Source organism: Parapedobacter sp. GCM10030251 (assembly GCF_042666505.1).
Lineage (GTDB): Bacteria > Bacteroidota > Bacteroidia > Sphingobacteriales > Sphingobacteriaceae > Parapedobacter.
The window spans coordinates 1096930-1114146 of sequence record NZ_JBHTDN010000001.1 but is presented as its reverse complement, the minus strand read 5'-3'; the positions used below and the strand labels follow the sequence as shown (position 1 = coordinate 1114146).

At 47.4% G+C, this 17217-nt stretch carries 14 protein-coding genes; 8 read left to right on the top strand and 6 right to left on the bottom strand.

Annotated elements, in window-relative coordinates:
• Positions 1 to 135 precede the first annotated feature (135 nt).
• From gyrA to ACFQRK_RS04935, 3 genes are read left to right on the top strand one after another with little or no spacing between them, the layout of a single operon-like run.
• Positions 136 to 2694, top strand: coding sequence for a DNA gyrase subunit A (gene gyrA / locus ACFQRK_RS04945; RefSeq protein WP_379004245.1), 2559 nt, complete (start codon positions 136 to 138; stop codon positions 2692 to 2694).
• Positions 2648 to 3799, top strand: a complete 1152-nt coding sequence (locus ACFQRK_RS04940) for a tetratricopeptide repeat protein (RefSeq protein WP_379004242.1) — start codon at positions 2648 to 2650, stop codon at positions 3797 to 3799. The genes gyrA and ACFQRK_RS04940 overlap by 47 nt, the downstream gene beginning before the upstream one ends.
• A gap of 9 nt (positions 3800 to 3808) precedes the next feature.
• Positions 3809 to 4981: a tetratricopeptide repeat protein gene (locus tag ACFQRK_RS04935; protein WP_379004241.1), complete on the top strand. Its 1173-nt coding sequence runs from the start codon at positions 3809 to 3811 to the stop codon at positions 4979 to 4981.
• Positions 4982 to 5015: 34 nt separating this feature from the next.
• Here the strand turns inward: ACFQRK_RS04935 and ACFQRK_RS04930 are convergent, their stop codons facing one another.
• Positions 5016 to 6044 carry a quinone-dependent dihydroorotate dehydrogenase gene (locus tag ACFQRK_RS04930; protein ID WP_379004239.1) on the bottom strand — a complete coding sequence of 343 codons (1029 nt, stop codon included), beginning with the start codon at positions 6042 to 6044 and terminating at the stop codon, positions 5016 to 5018.
• Positions 6045 to 6095: 51 nt separating this feature from the next.
• Between ACFQRK_RS04930 and ACFQRK_RS04925 the strand changes: the two genes are divergently transcribed.
• On the top strand, positions 6096 to 8012 hold the full coding sequence (locus tag ACFQRK_RS04925) for an ABC-F family ATP-binding cassette domain-containing protein (RefSeq protein WP_379004238.1): 1917 nt from the start codon (positions 6096 to 6098) through the stop codon (positions 8010 to 8012).
• A gap of 25 nt (positions 8013 to 8037) precedes the next feature.
• On the top strand, positions 8038 to 9327 hold the full coding sequence (locus ACFQRK_RS04920; protein ID WP_379004236.1) for a type IX secretion system plug protein domain-containing protein: 1290 nt from the start codon (positions 8038 to 8040) through the stop codon (positions 9325 to 9327).
• Positions 9328 to 9356: 29 nt separating this feature from the next.
• On the opposite strand, the gene ACFQRK_RS04915 is transcribed toward ACFQRK_RS04920, so the two are convergent.
• Both ACFQRK_RS04915 and ACFQRK_RS04910 read right to left on the bottom strand, forming a co-directional pair.
• Entirely contained in the window at positions 9357 to 10205 is an 849-nt protein-coding gene (locus ACFQRK_RS04915) for an aminotransferase class IV (protein ID WP_379004235.1), read from the bottom strand.
• Between the two features lie 53 nt (positions 10206 to 10258).
• Positions 10259 to 11293, bottom strand: coding sequence for an RluA family pseudouridine synthase (locus tag ACFQRK_RS04910; protein ID WP_379004233.1), 1035 nt, complete (start codon positions 11291 to 11293; stop codon positions 10259 to 10261).
• A 55-nt stretch (positions 11294 to 11348) separates the two neighbouring features.
• Here ACFQRK_RS04910 and ACFQRK_RS04905 point away from each other — a divergent pair, with 55 nt between their 5' ends.
• The 3 genes from ACFQRK_RS04905 to ACFQRK_RS04895 all read left to right on the top strand — a co-directional run bounded on the left by ACFQRK_RS04905 (position 11349) and on the right by ACFQRK_RS04895 (position 14262).
• Positions 11349 to 12245, top strand: a complete 897-nt coding sequence (locus ACFQRK_RS04905) for a 1-aminocyclopropane-1-carboxylate deaminase/D-cysteine desulfhydrase (RefSeq protein WP_379004232.1) — start codon at positions 11349 to 11351, stop codon at positions 12243 to 12245.
• Positions 12246 to 12286: 41 nt separating this feature from the next.
• The gene (lat, locus tag ACFQRK_RS04900) at positions 12287 to 13618 is read left to right on the top strand and encodes an L-lysine 6-transaminase (protein WP_379004230.1); all 1332 of its coding nucleotides are present in this window, start codon (positions 12287 to 12289) and stop codon (positions 13616 to 13618) included.
• A gap of 68 nt (positions 13619 to 13686) precedes the next feature.
• Positions 13687 to 14262 (top strand): DJ-1/PfpI family protein, encoded by a 576-nt coding sequence (locus ACFQRK_RS04895; protein WP_379004229.1) that lies wholly within the window; start codon positions 13687 to 13689, stop codon positions 14260 to 14262.
• Positions 14263 to 14353: 91 nt separating this feature from the next.
• Here ACFQRK_RS04895 and guaB read toward each other — a convergent pair whose 3' ends face one another.
• The 3 genes from guaB to ACFQRK_RS04880 form a co-directional block, all read right to left on the bottom strand.
• Positions 14354 to 15829, bottom strand: a complete 1476-nt coding sequence (guaB, locus tag ACFQRK_RS04890) for an IMP dehydrogenase (RefSeq protein WP_379004228.1) — start codon at positions 15827 to 15829, stop codon at positions 14354 to 14356.
• Between the two features lie 177 nt (positions 15830 to 16006).
• Complete coding sequence (locus ACFQRK_RS04885; protein ID WP_379004227.1) at positions 16007 to 16615, bottom strand: porin family protein; 609 nt, start codon at positions 16613 to 16615, stop codon at positions 16007 to 16009.
• A gap of 22 nt (positions 16616 to 16637) precedes the next feature.
• A complete protein-coding gene (locus ACFQRK_RS04880) occupies positions 16638 to 17144 on the bottom strand; it encodes a hypothetical protein (RefSeq protein ID WP_379004225.1) in 507 nt (168 codons plus the stop codon).
• Positions 17145 to 17217 lie beyond the last annotated feature (73 nt).

Sequence of the window (17217 nt, the reverse complement as noted above, 5' to 3'; positions counted from 1 at the left end):
GAGCTTGATTCTGGTATGATAAGGTCCAAAAAAGATTATATTTTCACCTAAAAATTTCTTATTTTCGCATGCGCAATAAGCGAACCTGCTTATATCTGTTTACGCGCAGTGATTTAAGAGAACTGAAAACGTATAATGGCTGAAGAGACAGAAAACGAGAACAACCTTGTTCCGGCGAACGACCGGATCATTCCCATCAACATCGAAGACCAAATGAAATCGGCATACATTGATTACTCAATGTCTGTCATTGTTTCCCGTGCACTGCCCGATGTGCGGGACGGGCTGAAACCCGTACACCGTCGTGTATTGTATGGCATGCTTGACCTGGGGGTAACCAGCGGCAAGCCCTACAAAAAGTCTGCCCGTATTGTCGGCGATGTACTTGGTAAATACCACCCGCACGGGGATTCCTCCGTATACGACACCATGGTTCGGATGGCACAGGATTGGAGCCTGCGATACCCTTTGGTGGATGGGCAGGGAAACTACGGTTCGGTGGACGGAGATCCGCCGGCGGCCATGCGTTACACAGAAGCACGATTGAAGAAAATCGCGGAAGAATTGCTTTCCGATATCAACAAGGATACGATCGACTATCAGCTTAATTTCGATGACTCCCTCGAAGAGCCAACGGTATTGCCTACCCGTATCCCCAATCTCCTGGTAAACGGCGCTTCCGGTATAGCGGTGGGCATGGCTACGAATATGGCACCTCATAACCTGTCGGAAGTGGTGGATGGCATCGTCGCCTACATCGACAATCGCGATATCGAAATCTCCGAATTGATGCAATACGTCAAAGGTCCGGACTTTCCGACCGGCGCTATTATCTACGGTTACGCAGGTGTACAAGAAGCTTTTCATACGGGACGAGGACGTATCGTCATGCGAGCCAAAGCTGAAATCGAAACAACAAAGACGGGACGTGAGCAGATCATCGTCACCGAAATCCCTTATCAGGTAAACAAATCGGATATGATCAAACGCACGGCGGATTTGGTCAACGAAAAAAAGATCGAGGGGATATCCGAGATTCGCGATGAGTCCGACAGGCACGGTATGCGTATTGTATACGATATTAAACGAGACGGGAATGCGTCAATTGTCCTCAACAATCTGTATAAGCACACTGCCTTACAAACCTCGTTTAGTGTAAATAACATCGCCTTGGTGCATGGGCGCCCTATGCTGCTCAATCTTAAGGATATGATTTACCATTTTGTCGAGCATCGTCACGAAGTGGTAATTCGTCGCACCAAGTTTGAATTAGCAGAAGCCGAAAAGCGGGCGCACATTCTGGAAGGTTTGCTCATTGCCCTGGATCACCTTGATGAGGTAATCCGCCTAATCCGCTCATCCGAAACCCCTGAAGACGCCCGCGTGGGATTGATGGAGAAATTCGGCTTAAGTGACATCCAAGCCCGCGCCATTCTTGATATGACGCTTCGACGGCTCACTGGACTCGAGCGGGATAAGATCAAGGAGGAATACGCAGAGCTGATGAAGACCATTGAATACTTGAAGTCCGTATTGGAGGACGAAGGTTTGCGGATGAAGATCATCAAGGATGAGTTGCTGGAAATCAAGGAAAAATATGGCGACGAACGCCGTTCCACCATTGTCCATTCCGCAGAGGATATGCGCATGGAGGATTTCATTGAGGATGAAGAAATTGTCATCACCATTTCCCATGAAAGTTACGTAAAACGCACGCCGCTGACCGAATATCGTAGGCAGGGCCGCGGAGGCAAAGGATCGTTGGGCAGCAATACGCGTGAGGAGGATTTTACCGAGCATATTATTATCGCATCCGCTCACAATTATATGCTCTTTTTCACCGAAGCGGGACGTTGTTTCTGGCTACGAGCGTTTGAAATTCCCGAAGGTACGCGGACCTCTCGGGGCCGAGCGATACAGAACATCATCAATATCCCCAAAGAAGAAAAAATCAAGGCGTACATTAAAGTGAAAAATCTTAAGGATACCGAATACCTTGAGAATAATTTCATCATCATGTGTACGAAACGCGGCACGATCAAAAAGACTTCACTCGAAGCGTATTCACGTCCGCGTGCCAACGGCATCAATGCCATCAACATCAACGAAGGCGATCAATTGCTGGAAGCCTGCTTAACCGATGGCAGCAGCGAAATTGTTATGGCACTACGCTCAGGACGGGCCATTCGCTTCAACGAATCGACCGTGCGTCCGATGGGACGGACGGCGACCGGTGTCCGGGGTGTGACGCTGGCCGGTCCGGACGACGAAGTAGTTGGCATGATTAGTGTTAATAATTCTGAGACAACCGTATTGGTTGTGTCGGAGAAAGGATACGGAAAACGTACGGATATCGAAGATTACCGGGTAACCAATCGGGGTGGTAAAGGCGTAAAAACCATCAATGTAACCGATAAGACTGGTAATTTAGTGGCCATCAAGGACGTAACAGACAACGATGACCTGATGATTATCAATAAGTCCGGCATTGTGATTCGAATTGCAGTCAGTGAGCTGCGCGTCATGGGCAGAGCAACACAGGGAGTCCGGCTAATTAGCCTGAAGGGCGACGACGAGATCGCCTCGGTAACCAAAGTGGAGCATGAAGATGAAAATGAGGAAAATCTGGAAAACATCAATAATAGCGATGAGAACAACGGTGAAACGGACGAATCGGCTCAGACCGAAGAATAATCTGAACGTATTGCTAACGATTACCGGGTTATTAGTCGGAGGCGTATTGCCCGTGGCGGCTCAGTCTAATCTGAAGGAGGGTAACAACAATTTTGCGCTTTATACGAAGTCCAAGGATTTCAAGTATCTGGAAGCGGCGCGCAAATTCGCTGACGAAGCTTATAAGACCAAAAGGGATTCGGTCAGTTTCCGGAATATTTTGTTACGCGGACTGGTTTACAGTACCCTCGCGGTAGTCGACTCAAATCGCACGCAGAAATATACCGCGGATCCTGCTGATATCGGACTGTCGGCATTGAGACGTCTGACGAACAAATCGCAGAATGCGGAATATGGCCCCGAAATCAATTACATTAAACGATCGCTGGCAAATGCGTATTTAATCAAGGCGAACCGTGCAGTAACGGGCGCAAATTTTGAAGAGGCCTATCGTCAGTACCGTAAAGTTGATTCCATCAGCGGATCTGCCATCGATGTGAAGCACAACCTTGCCGTATTGAGTACCAAGATCGGTGGAAAAGAAGATGCCATAAAGCGTTATCAAACCTTTACCGGTCAACGGGAAACTTCCTCTCCGGCTTATATTCTTGAGCTGGCCGAATTATATCGCCAACAGGGTGACAACCGGTCTATGCTGAATACGCTGCTAACAGGAAGGGAACAGTTTCCGAAGGATAAAGAAATCCTCTTTACGTTGATTAATACGTACCTTGCTAACGAGGCGTATTCGGCAATTGTACCTCTTGTCGAAGAAGCGATTGCACATGAACCTGAAAATGTGAATCTCAACTACATTGCGGGCTACGCAAACGAAATGGAGGGTAACGACGCGGTGGCCAAAGCCTTTTATGAGAAAGTCATTAGCCTGGATGCCAACAACTTTCAAGGTAACTTGGAACTGGGGCTGATGTATCTGAAAGAATACATAGCCAACCCGACCGACGAGGAAAAACAAAACAAAGCGCAGGATTATTTGTTAAGAGCAAACCAAATACAACCCTCCGAGGTAAGAGCGTTGAAATCTCTCGCCGTATTATACGATCAATCGGGAGACATTATTCAAAAAGAACGGGTAAATAGCATTTTAAATCAACTCACACAATAGACTAAGATCATGAAAGTGAAATCCATTTTATTAGGTACACTGGTTCTCGCCTCCTTGACAGCGTTTTCGCAAACCAGCAACCTAAGGAAAGCAAAAACAAGCTACGATAAGTTCAATGAGGTGAAGTCCGTCGGCAATGCTGCGTTGGGCGTAAGTGATTTGAATATTGCCAAGGAAGCGTTGGAAAAGGCAATTGAACATGAAAAAACCATGAATTTGGCGGAAACATGGACCTACTATGCGCTGGTAAATGCCGATTTGGCTTTGTTGGATTCTACAGAAGCCTCAGAGCAATACATCCAAAAGGCTGTTGAGGCTCGGGAGAAAGCAATCAGTCTGGATACCGAAAAAGAAAACGCGCAGAACCTAAATATCCTCGGATCTATTCTTGCTCAATATGAACTGAACAAGGGTGCTAAACTTTGGGATAGCCAGGACTTTCAGGGAGCATATACTGCGTTTGATAAGGGGCTGACGTACCTGCCGGGCGATACTACGCTATTGTATTATTCAGGGATGGCGGCTGTCAATGCACAAGATTACGACAAAGCATTGGCAAAATATGTTGAATTGGTGCCGATTGATAGCTTTTCCAACAATCGGCAGATTATCTTGGATGTCTCCCGCCTTTATTTGATGCAGGGTGATACCGCCAATGCGATCAAATACGCCGAAATAGGAACCCAGAAGTATCCAGGAGACGCTGAATTGGCCACGCAGCACATCGAACTCAACCTGATGGCGGGTAACGACGATCAAACCATTAAAGCCATCAACGATCAGGTGAGTAAAGATCCGGACAACAAAAACTTGCACTATTACCTCGGAATTGCATATAGCGAAACCGGTGATACCGAGAAAGCTGAAGCTTCTTACAGAAAGGCACTGGAAATTGATCCAAACTATCTGGATGCGAATATCAACTTGGGTGGATTGATCTTGAATAAGGGAATTGATCATTTCAATAAGACGAACAACGCCAATCTTCAACAAGCTGAATACGATGCTGAAATCAAGAAAGCTTATGACATCTTCGACACGGCCCTACCCTATCTAGAAAAAGCAGTAGAGATCGACGGAAAATCTCAAGTGGCACTGACCAACCTAAAAAGGTATTACGAAATCAAGGAAGACCAAGCAAAAATTGATGAGTTACAGGCACGCTTGGATGCGTTGCAATAGGCTATTGACTTAAAGCTTAGTGTAGCCCACAGAATTATGATCTGTGGGCTATTTTTTTGCCGATCTGCTTAATGAGCGCCGGCCCCTCGTATATAAAGCCGGTATACAATTGGATCAAAGCTGCTCCCGCATCCAGCTTCTCCAGCGCATCCTCCGGCTTATGTATTCCGCCGACGCCAATGATCGGGATGGTTTGATTGGAGTGGGTCGAAAGGTAGCGGATGATATCCGTTGAGCGCTTTGTCAACGGAACGCCACTCAAGCCCCCTGCTTCCGAGGCCTTGCGAACGTCTTTCAATCCCTCACGTCCAACAGTAGTGTTAGTCGCGACGATCCCGGCAATTCCGGTTTCCTGGACAATCGCAATGATATCATCTAACTGGCCATCTGTTAGGTCTGGCGCGATTTTGAGTAATATGGGACGCGATATCCCTTCTTTTTGATTGCGTTGCTGCAAGGCATTCAAAATACGCATCAACGGTTCCTTATCTTGAAGCGCTCGTAATCCGGGCGTATTGGGTGAACTGACGTTGACGACAAAATAATCCACCACATCAAAAAGTGTGTCGAAGCAAACGATGTAATCCTTTACCGCATCTTCGTTGGTCGTTGTTTTATTTTTACCGATGTTGCCTCCAACGACTATCGACGTATGCTTCTTTAAGTGCCGCAACCGGTTTGCGGCCACATCCACCCCCTGGTTGTTGAATCCCATCCGGTTAATCAGTGCTTTGTCATTGACCAAGCGAAATAGCCTCGGTCGCTCATTACCGGGCTGCGGTTTTGGGGTAACGGTCCCGATCTCAACGAATCCAAAGCCCAATGCGTCCATTTCTTCTACGAAAGCGGCATTTTTGTCAAACCCCGCGGCAAGCCCGATGGGATTTTTGAAGGTCAGCCCAAATACATTACGTGCAAGTTTGGGATGCTCGTAAGCATAGATGGATTTGAGCACACGCTTCCCGCCCCATACCTTGCAAAAAGATCGCAGACCGCCCGAAACCAAGTGATGTGCTTCTTCCGGATCGAGGGAAAATAAAATGGGTTTTACCAGTTTATACATGGCCACAAAGGTAGGTTTTAGAGCGAAAAAAAACGTACTTTTGCATCCGAAATGATTGCGATAAATAACCTTACATTTGAAATAGGTGCCCGTGCGTTGTATGATGAAGCCAACTGGCATATAAAACCCGGTGACAAAACTGGTCTTATCGGAGCCAATGGTACCGGCAAAACGACATTGCTAAAACTGATTGTAGGCGAATATGCCCCAACGTCGGGAACCATCTCAATGGCCAAAGACCTCAAAATCGGATACCTCAACCAGGATTTATTGTCGTATGAATCCAACAAAAGTATCCTTCATGTTGCCATGGAGGCTTTCGAACGCCAAAATCAATTGCACGCCGAGATTGAGCGGCTGCTTAAAAAACTTGAAACGGACTACTCCGATGACATTATCCAAAAGCTGAGTGACAAGCAATCTGAGTTTGAGGCGCTGGACGGATATAGCATTGAATACCGGGCCCATGAGATCCTGGCTGGCTTGGGCTTTAGCGATGATGACCAGAAACGACCGCTCTCTGAATTCTCGGGAGGCTGGCGTATGCGGGTAATGTTAGCGCGAATATTGCTCCAGGCACCTGACATCCTGCTGCTCGACGAGCCAACTAACCACCTGGACTTGCCTTCCATTAAGTGGCTGGAAAGTTACTTGCAAGCATTTGACGGGGCCATCGTCATCGTATCGCACGATCGCTACTTTCTGGATCGTGTTGTCAATATCATTGTGGAGTCTAAACGCGGAAAACTTATTCAGTATGCCGGAAATTACAGCTTTTACCTAGAAGAAAAAGCGCTGCGAGAGGAAATCCAAAGCAATCAATATAAAAACCAGCAGGCTAAAATTAAACAAGAAGAACGTTTAATTGAACGGTTCCGGGCAAAAGCCAGCAAAGCCAAAATGGTGCAGTCGCGCATTAAGGCCCTGGAACGCATGGAACGAGTGGAAGACGTGGACGATTATAATCCGACAGTCAATTTCCGGTTTAAATTCAGCAAGCAATCCGGGCGGCACGTGGTACGGCTTGAGGACATCAGTAAATCCTATCCAGGCCTGCCCATCCTTGAGCATACGGATGCAATCATTGAAAAGGGCGATAAAATAGCACTGATTGGCGCCAATGGAAAAGGAAAATCAACGTTGTTGCGTATTGTGGCAAACGCCGACAATGATTTTACAGGAAAAAGCGAAACGGGCCATAATGTCACGCAGACTTTCTTCGCCCAGCATCAGCTCGAGGCGCTTCACTTGGATCACGAAATTTTGCAGGAACTGCAGGCTTTCGCGCCGAAGCACACCGAAACGGAACTCCGTTCCATTCTGGGATGCTTCCTATTTACCGGTGACGACGCATTCAAGAAGATCCGTGTATTATCCGGTGGGGAAAAATCGCGTGTAGCCCTGGCAAAGGCACTCACCGCAGATGCCAATTTTCTGGTGCTGGACGAGCCGACCAATCACCTCGATATTCAGTCGGTAAATATACTGATACAGGCACTACGACAGTTTGAAGGAACGTTCATTGTCGTTTCGCACGATCGCTACCTGCTCGATAACGTGGCCAATAAAATCTGGTACATTGAAGACCGGAAAATAAAGGAGTATCCCGGCACTTACCAAGAGTTCGAGGAATGGCAGTCAAAACGTACGCTAACGGCAGCTCCGGAAAAAGCAGCGATCAAACCTCTTAAACAACATACGCCCGCGCAATCGGCATCGCCCAAGAGTGAAGATCGCGACCGGCAAAACAAAAAATTGCAGAAAGAGTTGGAAGGGGTTGAACAGCGCATTGCCGATATCGAACAAACCATCAAGGAAACCGAGGGCCTTATGGCACAGGAAACCATTTATACAAATCCCGAAAAGCTAAAAGAAGCTTCTAGGCACTATGAAACGCTAAAAAAAGAACTTATGGAACTCCAACAGCAATGGGAAAAATTAGCGGAGGAGATTATTGTCAGTGATTAGTTTTCAACTAGTAATCTTACCAGGTTTGAGGAAATTAATATTGATAATCGTTCTGTCACACATCTGTTTGGGGTTAATTGCCCAGAAGCAGAAAAAAAAACGGACATCTCGTGAACGGAGCCCGCAGCAAGAGTTGGTGTACGACAACATCAATTACCTGCAGACCATTAAATCGGTTCAGTTTTATCCAGTGGACCAAGAAAACGCATTTCCCGTCATCGAACTGTTCAGCGACGATCAATTGATGCTGGCATTCGATGACTTACGCGGGGACGTCCGTAATTACTATTTCAGTATCGAACATTGTGACGCCAATTGGGTTCCTAGCAGACTTTCACCGTTGGAATATGCCGAGGGTTATAACGAAGACCGCATCCTTGAATACAGCACTTCCGTGAATACCCTTCAGTCTTACGCCCATTACCGTGTTAATTTTCCGTCAGAGAACGTTAGGCCTAAGTTAGCAGGCAACTATTTGCTGAAGGTCTACGAAGATGCGGATAAGAGCCGCTTGATCATCACCAGACGCTTCTATGTACTAGCCCCCTTAATGTCGGTTTCATTCCAATTGGTCCCTTCCGTGGACGTCGCTAAACGAAATAAAAATCAGAAACTGAATGTTACGGTAAATACCGGAGGGCTTACGGTAAACAATCCTTATCAGGATGTCAAAATCTTAGTTCTGCAAAACCAGCGTCCTGATATTCAACAATGGCTTACTACGCCTCAGTTCGTAAATAATAGCGAATTAAGGTATCATGACAACCGTACACTGGATTTCGGAGGAGGCAATGAATTCAGATATATCGATTTACGCAGTCTGAGATTGGCTTCGGAACGGATGGCCAATATCCAGATTGACAGTACCGTCCGCGTTGATCTTATCCCTGACGAAAATTACAGCAATGCCTCCTATGCCTCAACTTTCGATGAAAACGGACATTTTTTTATCCGTAATCAGGATAAAAATAATGCAGATACCGAGTCAGATTATATAAACGTGCAGTTCACCTTGGCCAGTGATGCAGTGACGGAAGGAGCTATTTATGTCGTTGGGGGCTTTAACGGCTACCAACGGGACGAAACCAATAAATTACAGTATGATCCCGGCCAAAAACAATGGAAGGGGACGCTCTTGCTCAAACAGGGATTGTATGATTACGAATACGTATACGTCAGTCCGTCCGGCGAGGTAAGTACGACTTTCTCAAGCGGGGATCACTTCGAAACCAACAACACCTACCAGGTTCTCGTCTACAATCGCCGACAGGGTACTACTTGGGACGAATTAGTGGGATTTTCGGAGGCGAAGTAAGTAAGCGTTGACGTTTACATTGCTAGCGTTCAGCCCTGCATAAGCAGTAATTTCTCCTGTAACATACGGGAGATACGGTTGAAATAGCGCTTCTGTTTATACCCCATTACCCACTGAACGCCATGTATCGCATTGGTATGGAATATCTCATCTGCCTGGCTCATGATAGCCGGACTGATTTGAGCTTCGATTACCTCCAATCCGTCTTCCAGCGCCATTTCAATCACAATCCGACGCATGACGCCATCAATGCACCCTTCGCTAATCGCTGGAGTGTAAAGCTTCTTTCCATACCAAATAAAGATATTCGAACTGAGGGATTCGCACAGAAAACCCTCCTGATTAAGAATCAGAACATCATCCAAACCGTTCTTTTTGCGGTATAAACCCGCCATCACATATACCAAGGAGTTGGCCGATTTAAGCTTGGAAAGCTCACTGTAAGGCTTCCGAAAATCGGAATATACGTCAACTATCAGCCCGATTTTACGGTGTTTGACATCGTCCGGATCGAGTTTGGCGACACTCATCACATAAGCGGCTTGGTTCTGCTGCGGACTATAAAGCCCTCCGCCATCTCGGTATACCTGAAGACGAATGCGCACATGATGCCCTTCCAACCCGTTTTTTCTAATAAGTTCAATAGCGCGCGAACGGATAAAATGTGCATCAAAATCAGCAGGACGTTCCAATTGCAGAAGACGCATTCCGTCTTGTAGTCTTGATACGTGATGGGAAAGAAAGCGGATATCTCCATCCATCCAACGCATGGTTTCGAAGAGTCCGTCGCCATAACGGAAAGCTCGGTTTTCGACAGTAAGAATGGCTTCTCCTTCGGGTACTAATTGATTATTGAAATCGATGTAATGTACGGGCATTTATGCTTCTGTGAATTGAAAGTTTGAATTGAAATTGAAAGTCTGCTCCGCGTTTATGAGTCACTGTTCGTTGCGTACGCCCTCCATTTCTCCAGGCACGAGCTGAAATCCGCCGGCAACGGCGAAGTAAATTCCATTTGTGTTTTGGATGTAGGATGCTGGAATCCGAGACTCTGTGCATGCAACGCTTGACGCGGGAGCAACGCAAAACAGTTCTCCACAAATTGTTTGTATTTAGTGAATACCGTCCCTTTTAGGATCCGATTTCCCCCGTACACCGAATCGTTAAACAACGGATGACCAATGGATTGCAAATGGGCGCGAATCTGATGGGTACGGCCGGTCTCCAATTGACATTCGATCAGCGTCACGTAATTGAGCCGTTCCAATACGCGATAATGTGTAACGGACCACTTTCCGTTATCTGGCGTATCGTATACCGCCATTACTTTCCGGTCTCTCTGGCTTCGGCCGATATATCCCGTAACGGTACCATCTGCCGAAAGATCGCCCCAAACCAATGCGATGTATTTGCGGGTTATGGTGTGGTCGAAGAATTGTTTCGCCAGATAAGTTAATGCCCATTCGTTCTTGCCGATAACCAAGAGACCGCTGGTGTCTTTATCGATCCGATGCACGAGCCCCGGGCGGCCATCGTTGCCCGGCAGTTGCGGGAATCTCGAAAAATGATATACCAAGGCATTGACTAGGGTGCCCGTGTAATTGTTGTACCCCGGATGTACGACCATGCCGGCCGGCTTGTTTACGATCAGCAAATCGTCGTCTTCGTAATATACATCGAGGGGAATATTCTCGGGATAGATTTCAGTATCCCTTGGCGGATGCGGCAACACCACTGAAATGACATCCGACGGCTTTACTTTGTAACTGGATTTTACCGGTTGTCCGTTGACGAGTACTGTTCCGGCAGCAATCGCATTCTGAATACGATTCCGGGAAGCATTCTCAATCCTGTTTATTAGGAACTTATCGATACGCAGCAATGCCTGCCCCCTATCCACCACGATACGCAGGTGTTCAAACAAATCCTGTTCGTCGGATTCCTGCAATTCCAAGTCGTCAACCATGGCGCAAACTTAGGCAAAAAGCGAACCAAAATTCAGTATTTTTGCAAAAAACGGCATGTTTCCATTCGACTTCTACAGCCCCATTGAACCGCTTGATTTCCCCATCTTCCGGGAGAAAGGACTAACCCTACACATCAAGCGTGATGATCTCATACATCCCTTTATATCAGGCAACAAATGGCGAAAGCTAAAGTATATACTGGAAGATGCGGCCAACCAACGGAGAACGCACTTGGTTACATTTGGCGGTGCCTGGTCTAATCACCTTTTGGCCACAGCGTGTGCTGGTGCCAAGTTCGGATTCAAAACGACCGCATTCGTTCGTGGCGAATCGGTATCGAACGCAAACTTGTCGCTCTGTGCGCTATTCGGGATGGAATTACGATTTGTGGATCGCGCCGCATACCGGGACAAGCATGATTTATTTAATCAAGCCTTTGGCGGAGAACCAACCGCATACTTTGTCGACGAAGGCGGCTATTCGGGCGAGGCATCTAAAGGATGCGGTGAAATCGTAAGCGAGTTGTCAGAGCGCTATGACCATATCTTTTGCGCAGTCGGCACGGGCACTACCTTAGCCGGAATCACGGATGCCCTGGCCACAAAAACATTAAACACGCGCGCACACGGGGTTTCTGTGCTGTCGGGAGGGACTTTCTTATACGGGCAAGTTGCCGATTTATGCTCGCAAGGGGGTATCGACCTATGTACCCTGCATACCGATTACCATTTCGGAGGATACGCCAAAACCAAGCCCGAACTCAATGCATTTATTAGTTATTTCTGCCAAAAAACGGGCATTCTGATTGAACCGGTGTATACGGGCAAGCTGTGTTACGCTGTATTTGACCTCGCACGGGCTGGCTATTTCGCTGACGGTGACAAGATACTTTTAATCCATACGGGTGGGCTTGTCGGAATATTGGGCATGGAAAAAAGTTTGCATGCGTAGCGTCAAAAAGCTATATTTGAAAGAACCAGCCCGTATGAATTATGTACAAAATCACGGTCCCACCCGATCAGGTGCGTCAGACGTTGGCCAAACATATATTGGCGGATGGTTACGACCTAACTTTTGATTTGGCCCGAAGTCGTGGAGTCACCATATATGACTCCAAGCACCAGCGCGAACTACTCGATTTTTTTACTTGTTTCGCTTCCGTTCCTCTTGGTTATAATCACCCAAAAATGTTGGACGATCAGGCGTTTAGGCAAAGTTTGCTGAACGCCGCGTTGGTCAATCCATCCAATTCTGACATCTATACCGTTGAGTATGCGCATTTTGTGGAAACGTTTTACCGTATAGCAGTCCCGGATTACCTACCACATGCATTTTTCATATCGGGAGGCGCGTTAGCCATTGAAAATGCGTTAAAAGTTGCCATGGATTGGAAGGTGCAAAAAAACTTCAAGAAGGGTTATAGATATGAAAAAGGAGGAAAAATACTTCACTTTGAACAGGCATTCCACGGACGGTCAGGCTATACGCTAAGTCTTACCAATACCCAGCCTAATAAGACGAAGTGGTTTACAAAATTTGAATGGCCGCGCGTAAGCGCTCCCAAGTTGGTTTTTCCGCTGACTGCCGAAAACATCGACGACGTAATAAAGAGAGAGCTATACAGCGTGGAACAGATAAAACAGGCTTTTATAGAAAACAAAGATGACATCTGTGCCATTATCATTGAACCGATACAGGGCGAAGGGGGCGACAACCACTTCAGAACCGAATTTATGGAACAATTGCGGATTCTTGCCGATGAAAACGAAGCCTTGCTGGTCTATGACGAAGTGCAGACCGGTGTAGCACTAACCGGCAAATTTTGGGGGCATGAACATTTTGGAAAAGACGCCCGGCCAGATATCCTTGCCTTCGGCAAGAAAATGCAGGTGTGTGGTATTCTTGCGGGCACACGGGTGGATGATATCGAAACCAATGTCTTCCGTGTCCCTTCCCGTATCAATTCAACCTGGGGTGGCAGTCTGGTTGATATGGTCCGCGCGACGAAAATCCTGGAAATTATTGAAGAAGATCAATTGCTTTCCCATGTGAATCGTGTGGGCAATCACCTCCAGCACCGGCTGCTCGAACTGGCGGCCCGCCACAACCAATTGTCTAACGTACGCGGGAAGGGACTTTTCTGCGCATTCGACTTACCCGACAGGTCAAAACGTGATGCGTTCTTGAAAACCGGGATGGAACACGGCGTATTGTTCCTGGGGTGTGGCGAACGGTCGGTCCGCTTCCGGCCCGCGTTAATTATTCAGCAAACAGATATTGACAAGGGAATGGCAATAGCCGATCGGATTTTGTTAGGTATTTAGTAACTTTAGTTCGATTTTTCTATCCATTCTATACATGAAATTGAGTATTCACAATAATTTTAATTACTATGGCAAAACGCATCTTATTGTTAGTAGGTGATTACGTAGAAGATTATGAAGCAATGGTTCCGTACCAAGCCATGTTGTCTGTTGGCCTTTCCGTTGACACTATCGCCCCTGACCGAAAAAAGGGTGATACGGTGCCGACGGCGGTGCACGACTTTGTAGGCGACCAGACGTACCGCGAAACACCGGGACATAATTTCGGGATCACGGCTGACTTTGACGCCGTTGATCCGGCAACGTACGATGGACTTTACATTGCTGGGGGGCGGGCACCCGAATACATCCGTCTTAACAAACGGGTGCTCGAAATTACACGTCATTTTTTTGATGAAAATAAACCGGTAGCAGCTATCTGTCATGGTATCCAGATTCTAACCGCCGCGAAAGTGCTTTCTGGCCGCACACTCACGGCATACGTAGCGGTAGGACCGGATATCGAATTGGCGGGCGGCACTTGGAAAAATATTCCGGCTACGGAGGCCATTGTCGATGGCAATCTGGTCACCTCCCCGGCTTGGCCTGGCCACCCCGCTATCCTGAAGGAATTTTATCGATTGCTGGGTTTGCGTATTGAATAACCGCCCACGAGCGTATTTTTTAAAACAAAAAAGAGCTGTAAACCAACGTATACAGCTCTTTTTTGTTGCGAAGGGATAGGTTTGTCGTCTCTTAAGGCCTGCTATGGTAATTAGGCGCCTCTTTTGTGATGGTAATGTTATGGGGATGACTCTCACGTAAACCTGCTCCGGTGATCTTTACAAATCGTGCTCCCTGCAACGCCTGAATTGTCGCGGCACCACAATATCCCATACTGGCTCGCAATCCACCGACGTATTGGTATACGACTTCAGCCAACGTCCCTTTGTAAGCCACCCGTCCAACAATCCCCTCCGGTACCAGCTTTTTAATGTCATCTTCCACATCCTGGAAATAGCGGTCTTTGGATCCCTGCTCCATGGCCTCGACAGACCCCATCCCGCGGTAAGATTTGAATTTACGGCCTTCGTAAATAATCGTTTCGCCCGGCGCCTCTTCCACTCCCGCAAACAGTGAACCCGCCATGACGGTATCGGCACCCGCAGCAATCGCTTTTGCAATGTCACCGGTCTGTTTGATGCCTCCATCGGCAATAACCGGAACCCCGCTTCCGCGGAGCGCTTTTGCAACCTCATAGACTGCATACAACTGAGGCACTCCCACTCCGGCAATGATACGGGTGGTACAAATTGACCCCGGACCGATTCCTACTTTTACCGCATCAGCACCGGCAGCCGCTAGCGCAAGGGCAGCTTCCGCTGTAGCGATGTTGCCTACAATGACCTGAAGATCCGGGAATGTAGCTTTCACTTCCTTCAATTTGTCTATCACCCCCTTTGAATGCCCATGTGCTGTGTCGATCGTAATGACATCGACACCGGCCTTTACAAGCGCGTCGACGCGGTCCATTGTGTCGGCGGTTACACCAACGGCTGCTCCCACCAGCAGTCTGCCATGACTGTCCTTAGCGGCGTTGGGAAAATGCCTGTATTTCTGGATATCTTTGAATGTAATCAATCCCACAAGTACGTGGTCATCATTGACCACGGGCAACTTCTCGATTTTATGATCCTGTAGGATGGTCTCCGCTTTCAGGAGGTCCGTTCCGATCGGTGCCACGACTAACCCCTCTTTGGTCATCATCTCGGCGATGGGACGCCTCATGTCTTTCTGGAAGCGAAGATCGCGATTCGTCACAATACCCACCAATTTATTATTGCGGTTGATGATGGGAATTCCCCCGATTTTGTGCTCCTTCATAATCTGAAATGCATCGCCTACGGTCGCATCCTCGTGCAGGGTAACGGGATCCTGAATCATACCGCTTTCCGACCGCTTTACTTTGCGTACCTCAGCCGCTTGGTCTGCGATGCTCATATTTTTATGTAACATACCCAATCCTCCGGCCTGTGCAATCGCGATCGCAAGGTCTGAGCCGGTCACCGTATCCATGGCCGCCGATATGAGGGGAATCTTCAATCGAATCGTTTTAGTCAGATGTGTACTGGTGTCCACATCACGGGGCAGGACTTCTGAATAAGCAGGTATTAAAAGCACATCATCGTAGGTGAGGCCCTCAGCTACGAATTTTTCGGGATCTAAATGCATGGCAAATATGTATTGGAGTTACTATTTGCCGGGCAAAATTACTAAATTTTTATCTCTTCTACAAGTAAAAAAGTCATCAGGTAGGAGAACGGAAATTCACGCAAAGCATGCAAACATTTCTTTAGAGCTGTACCCAGAACATACAGCATCTTTGCAACCTTTGCGTGAATCCTGGCATTAAAAGGAATAGCTTAAACCTATCTGAAACACCCGGTTAAGCGAAACCTTATCTGGGTCATCGAATATTCCTAAGAAATAGTCATTGTTGAAGGCATCCAGCAATCCGGTCTTGAAACGCCCTTCGACCGTCAATCCGAATGGCAGTGTATAACCAAGGCCAAGGGCGATTCCGAGGTCGACCCCACCATAATCGTCGTCGTCGAAATCAATGCGGGGAAAATTTTTCCCGATTTTCATATCGAGCGAAGGACCAACCAACCCGTGAAATCCTTCAACAAAATAGAATTTATTGACCACTCCCAACGAAAGATACTGAATGGTTACGTCTTCGTGTCCGTTGGGCTGTCCGGTCTCTTCGTCCACAAAAGCAACGCTATTAGCACCCTGCCGGGTATAGATCAATTCTGGCTGCAGGGTATAGCGTTGCGCTAAATTGAGGCTAAGGATGGCTCCAGCGTAAAAATCGGTCTTGAAATCGGCGTCGATATTGCTTAACGTCGCGATATTGACTCCCGCGCGTATGCCGGGCGAGACCTTCTTTTGCGCGTACAAAGGCGCGGCCGCAACGAATGCGACCACAGCCAATAGTAATATGTTTTTTCTCATGATAAGCGGTTCAGGCGGCCCGTTATTTGAAGGTAAACTTAAATCCTAATGTGAAACGTGCCGGCTCGAAATGGCTGTTATTGGATAAGTTCCACCAGGGTTTCCAATCGAAATGGAAAGCGAAAGGTGCGGACGGGATTTTGAACTCCAAGCCCACAGCTGGACGAATGGCTACAAACGTTCTATTGTCATCCCAATCGTCATCGTCGTACCACCACCGGCCATTGTCTACAAAGGCCAACTGCGGACCGACACCTACGTACCAGCTTAGGCCGTTTGCCCCGCGAATAGGTTGGTTGTACGAATAATCCACACCCAGCACCGTAACGTTATCGCCGAACAATACTTGTGCGTTCCCCGCGTTAGTCGCATCGAAAAAATGTTTAATTTGTGGTCCAACTAACGTCGGGCCGTCGCCCAAATCGATCCCCAGCCCTAAAGCGGTCCGATAACGGCTTTGAGCGTCGGCATCTTGTGTCCCCAATGCCACGATTGAAGCAACCAAGAAAAGTAAAAATACGTTTTTCATCTGATTAATTTGTTTAATGGAATTTATGTAATGTTGTTTTTAGCGTGTCGGTAACCGCACACCTAGTCAGGCG

Coding starts and splice junctions, on each gene's coding strand:
- guaB (WP_379004228.1), bottom strand. CDS start 15,829: ATGCATTTAGATCCCGAAAAATTCGTAGCTGAGGGCCTCACCTACGAT.
- ACFQRK_RS04925 (WP_379004238.1), top strand. CDS start 6,096: ATGATTGCGATAAATAACCTTACATTTGAAATAGGTGCCCGTGCGTTG.
- ACFQRK_RS04905 (WP_379004232.1), top strand. CDS start 11,349: ATGTTTCCATTCGACTTCTACAGCCCCATTGAACCGCTTGATTTCCCC.
- ACFQRK_RS04895 (WP_379004229.1), top strand. CDS start 13,687: ATGGCAAAACGCATCTTATTGTTAGTAGGTGATTACGTAGAAGATTAT.
- lat (WP_379004230.1), top strand. CDS start 12,287: ATGTACAAAATCACGGTCCCACCCGATCAGGTGCGTCAGACGTTGGCC.
- ACFQRK_RS04910 (WP_379004233.1), bottom strand. CDS start 11,293: ATGGTTGACGACTTGGAATTGCAGGAATCCGACGAACAGGATTTGTTT.
- ACFQRK_RS04885 (WP_379004227.1), bottom strand. CDS start 16,615: ATGAGAAAAAACATATTACTATTGGCTGTGGTCGCATTCGTTGCGGCC.
- ACFQRK_RS04930 (WP_379004239.1), bottom strand. CDS start 6,044: ATGTATAAACTGGTAAAACCCATTTTATTTTCCCTCGATCCGGAAGAA.
- ACFQRK_RS04915 (WP_379004235.1), bottom strand. CDS start 10,205: ATGCCCGTACATTACATCGATTTCAATAATCAATTAGTACCCGAAGGA.
- ACFQRK_RS04935 (WP_379004241.1), top strand. CDS start 3,809: ATGAAAGTGAAATCCATTTTATTAGGTACACTGGTTCTCGCCTCCTTG.
- gyrA (WP_379004245.1), top strand. CDS start 136: ATGGCTGAAGAGACAGAAAACGAGAACAACCTTGTTCCGGCGAACGAC.
- ACFQRK_RS04880 (WP_379004225.1), bottom strand. CDS start 17,144: ATGAAAAACGTATTTTTACTTTTCTTGGTTGCTTCAATCGTGGCATTG.
- ACFQRK_RS04940 (WP_379004242.1), top strand. CDS start 2,648: ATGAGAACAACGGTGAAACGGACGAATCGGCTCAGACCGAAGAATAAT.